Origin of the sequence: Streptomyces sp. H27-H1 (assembly GCF_026627445.1) — a bacterium.
Classification (GTDB): domain Bacteria; phylum Actinomycetota; class Actinomycetes; order Streptomycetales; family Streptomycetaceae; genus Streptomyces.
This window is the reverse complement of sequence record NZ_JAPNLJ010000116.1, coordinates 1-3852: the sequence shown is the minus strand read 5'-3', so window position 1 is coordinate 3852 and position 3852 is coordinate 1. Positions and strand designations below refer to the sequence as shown.

The following is a 3852-nucleotide window of genomic DNA, read 5'->3' as shown; positions in this document are numbered from 1 at the left end:
CGATCAGAGTCCACTGCTCGTCGGTGAGATCGCCTCGCGCCATGACTGATGGCCTATCAAGACCGGGCCTCCACGCGCAGGCGATCTACCGAACTCGCGATCCGGACTCCAGACAGGACCTAGGTGATGCGGATCAAGACATGCCTCCGGCACAGAAGTGTGGGATGGGGGTATCCCACCGGGCTGTGCCGGTCGGGACATCCAAAACACTAAGGGCCGATCCCGGCTTAACGAAATAGCTGTGAGCGGCCGTTGCGATTCCCGGATCGTGCCCTAGCCTTTTCGATATCCCCGCCACCGCTCACACCGGGCGTCGCTCCACGCGGCCTCTGGACGACCGGCAGTGCCTGGGGAGCTCCCCTTCGTCGATCAGAATCGCGGTACACCCTTGCCCTTTTCCCTTCACCAGGGCGACGCACTCAGCGTGCTCGCCACCCTGCCCGACGGCTGCGTGGATTCCGTCATCACCGACCCGCCGTACAACTCCGGTGGCCGGACGGCGAAGGAGCGGACCTCCCGTACGGCCCGGCAGAAGTACACGTCGAATGACGCCCAGCACGCCCTGCCGGACTTCACCGGCGAGAACATGGACCAGAGGTCCTATTCGTTCTGGCTGACGCAGATCATGACCGAGGCCCACCGGCTGACGAAGCCCGGCGGCACCGCGCTCCTGTTCAGCGACTGGCGGCAGCTGCCGACCACCACCGATGCCCTGCAGGCCGCCGGCTGGCTGTGGCGCGGCGTCCTGGCCTGGCACAAGCCGCAGGCCAGGCCCCAGAAGGGCCGGTTTACCCAGAACTGTGAATTCGTCATCTGGGGAAGCAAGGGCGCCTTGGACGGATCCCAAAACGAGGTTTACCTGCCGGGCCTCTACAGCGCATCGCAGCCCTCGGGCAAGGAGCGCCACCACATCACCCAGAAGCCCGTATCCGTCATGCGCGAGCTCGTGAAGATCTGCCCCGAGAAGGGCACCGTCCTCGACTTCTGCACCGGCAGCGGCTCCACCGGAGTCGCCGCCCTGCTGGAGGGACGCAGCTTCATCGGCGTGGAGAAGACCGCCGAGTACAGCCGTATCGCATCCGACCGGCTGACCGAAACCCTGAACCAGACGCTTACGCGCGCAGATTTCATCCTCGCGACCTGACCAGCTCTCGGGGCGGGAACGTCCCCGCCTCTCGCGGATATAGCAGCCCAGCCAGGAATTCCCCATCAGAGGGATTCGGAAGCGGCTGAGAGCGCCACCACATTTCGCGTCCCGTGCGGCGCCAAGGAGGACTTCGATGGCTGATTCCAACGACCCGAACCACGGGCGGCTGGACCCGATCAGGCTGCCCGACGCGGAGCTGGACAACCTGGAGGCGTCGGTCCGCCGGCTTATGGACCAGTCGGCCGAGCAGGCCCGGCTCCTGGACACACTCTCCGCCGAACCGCCCATGGGCACATCGCCGTTCGCAGGAATGCCCATGCCGCGGTCGCGCCCGATGCCGGAGCCGCCGCCCGAACCGCGCTTCATCCTCGCCCTCGACGGCGAGGAGTACGAGACGGAGCTCGACGCCCTCACCGACTGGGTGCAGGACGTCCTCCTCGACGTCTACGGCGCCGAGGTCACGACGTCGGCGCCCTGGTGCCAGCAGTGGCAGGAACACCTCGACGTCGTGGGCTGGCTCCACGCCCTGTGGATGGCCTACCAGCAGCACATGGAACCCGATGCCGGCCTGTCCGGGCCGGCCGTGTGGCACCGGGACTTCCTCACCCACGCCATGGCCGCTGTCCGCGCGCCGGGCGGGCCCCTCTCCGCGTGTATGACCGACCCGAGCCGGCCCTCCCACCGGCTGCTTTCGGGGCCCAAGGCCGCCCCCGCACCGGTCACGGAGACGAACGGACCCGACGGGGCCTCGTGAATGGGCAGCCTCCGGAACCCGTCTACAGCCTGGCCTTCGACCCCCGGGCCCTGAACGACTTGCTCGCCGCACCGGGTGACGTCCGTGACGTGGCGCTGTCCCGCCTTCAGGACGCAGTCACTGGACGGCGCCACGGGCAGGAGCTGACGGGGACGCTGGCCGGCTTCCGGAAGATCTACCTCGACTCGGCCCGATGGCGGATGGTCTACGGGCTCCGTCCGGCCCCGGAGGGGGCCAGCCACCGGAGCGAGGTGTTCGTCGTCGCGCTCAGGCCGCGCGCCCAGTACGAGATCTACAAGGTGGTGGCCGATCGCCTGGGCATTGCCCACCGTCCGCTCAGCGCGCTCGCCCACGCGGCCCGCTCAAGATCCCCGCAGGCCATCGCCCACCCGTTCCGCGCACCCGGCCTCCCGGGGCTCCCGGGAGCGTTGCCGCCTTCCCCTGTCCTCCGACACCCGAGAGGTGCAACCCCTTGAGTGATCAGCCCAGCACGAATCCGGCCACGTGCGGCTTCAGGGCTCTGTGCACACGATCCGCCGCGATCAGCTCTAGCCCGAACAGCACCTGCGAGAGCTGCTGTTACCCGCTCCCGGCCACGCTCGCGCAGATCTTGAGCGCGTACGGCACCTGCTGCTGCACCAACGGCAGCGAGCCCTCCGGCTGCGCCCGCCGGAGCGCTTCCCGCTGAGTATCAACAACTCCGCACGGACCCGGATTCTGCGCGCCGCAACCGTCGACTGGTCCCGGATCGATGCCTTCCACCAGGGATGTACCGAGCAGTCTTTGCGGCGCCGCTGGGGTCGCACGCGTGTCCGGCGGCGCGACTGGGAACGGCTGCTGACCCTGTCGGAATGCTGGGTGGCCGCCGAAGGTCTGGTGGTCGTCGGGCTCGTATCCGCTGGGCGAGTCCACAACGAACCCGCCACTGTGGACCTCGGCCTCCAGGTCGCAGACCAGCGCCACCGCCGCGGCATCGGGACCCAGTTGATCCGCACTGCGGCTGGCCGAGCTCATGCGGCCGGGGCCTACACGATGCATGCCTACGTCGCGCGGTCCAACAACCCGATGCTGGCTCTTCTCAGGCAGCTCGGCCCCACCGCAGAGCGGCCCGACGGGGCCCATCTGGAAGTACGCCTCCCCCTCGCGCTCCTGGCGCTCCCCGCCGCCCACCCGTCCGTTCGACAGGACTGTCATGCGCATCCCCAGAGACCCGACCGGAATCGATGACCGCATCGAGACCGTCACGGGGAGATCCATCGAGGCCCTATGGCAGCTCGACGACAGCAAGCTGCTGGCCGAGCCCGTCTCGTCCCTTGTCCACGCACACCGTGCGCTGGCCAAAGCCCAGTCCGCCCTGGTGTTCAACCGGGTCCAGATTCAGCGACTGACCAGCGGGCAGTTCGAGATTGACGGCTCGGTCCTCACGCGGATCGACCGCGGTCTTGTCCAGCTGAAGGAATCCGTCGCCACACGGGATCTGCTCCTCAGTGAAGCCCTCACCCTGCTGGCACCGCTGGAAAAGGACGCCCTCCGGCCCACCAGGTCGTTGGGCGACGAGATATCGCCACCGGACTTCGCCCGGCTCCTCGCCATGGCTCGCGGCGCCAAGCTCCACGAGAACATCATGACCCGGCGCGTGAGCGTTGCGACGGCGACCGGAGTCAAGGTCGACCAGTACGACTTCGAGCGCCTTGAGGGTGCCGGCCTCGTCACCCGTGACACCTCGCACCCGCTGCACGCAGGCCAGCCCGTCCACGTCACGGACCTCGGTCGATCAGTCCTCGCAGGAAGCCGACGCTCAGCTATCAGTGCACGTCCGCTCCCGCAGGGCTGTTGCAAAGTCTTTTGGTCTTGGATCGTTGCTGGTCAGGAGAGGCCGAGGAGTTCGAGGGGTCGTCGGAAACAGTCGTAGGACATCTCGCGGAGGCTGGCCGCGATGTTCGTGTGGCCC

At 67.9% G+C, this 3852-nt stretch carries 5 protein-coding genes; all 5 read left to right on the top strand.

The features are described 5' to 3' along the window. Positions 1–388: 388 nt before the first annotated feature. The 5 genes from OTB20_RS41845 to OTB20_RS41825 all read left to right on the top strand — a co-directional run bounded on the left by OTB20_RS41845 (position 389) and on the right by OTB20_RS41825 (position 3813). On the top strand, positions 389–1144 hold the full coding sequence (locus OTB20_RS41845) for a DNA-methyltransferase (protein ID WP_267825141.1): 756 nt from the start codon (positions 389–391) through the stop codon (positions 1142–1144). A gap of 136 nt (positions 1145–1280) precedes the next feature. Next, on the top strand, positions 1281–1901 hold the full coding sequence (locus tag OTB20_RS41840; protein WP_267825140.1) for a DUF4913 domain-containing protein: 621 nt from the start codon (positions 1281–1283) through the stop codon (positions 1899–1901). Beyond that, positions 1898–2377 (top strand): hypothetical protein, encoded by a 480-nt coding sequence (locus OTB20_RS41835; RefSeq protein WP_267825139.1) that lies wholly within the window; start codon positions 1898–1900, stop codon positions 2375–2377. Before OTB20_RS41840 ends, OTB20_RS41835 begins: the two co-directional genes overlap by 4 nt. A 307-nt stretch (positions 2378–2684) precedes the next feature. Continuing rightward, positions 2685–3128: a GNAT family N-acetyltransferase gene (locus tag OTB20_RS41830; protein ID WP_267825138.1), complete on the top strand. Its 444-nt coding sequence runs from the start codon at positions 2685–2687 to the stop codon at positions 3126–3128. Then, on the top strand, positions 3094–3813 hold the full coding sequence (locus OTB20_RS41825) for a hypothetical protein (RefSeq protein WP_267825137.1): 720 nt from the start codon (positions 3094–3096) through the stop codon (positions 3811–3813). Before OTB20_RS41830 ends, OTB20_RS41825 begins: the two co-directional genes overlap by 35 nt. Positions 3814–3852 lie beyond the last annotated feature (39 nt).

Excerpts from the sequence above, each read along its gene's own strand:
- OTB20_RS41840 (WP_267825140.1), top strand. The coding sequence starts at position 1,281 with ATGGCTGATTCCAACGACCCGAACCACGGGCGGCTGGACCCGATCAGG.
- OTB20_RS41825 (WP_267825137.1), top strand. The coding sequence starts at position 3,094 with ATGCGCATCCCCAGAGACCCGACCGGAATCGATGACCGCATCGAGACC.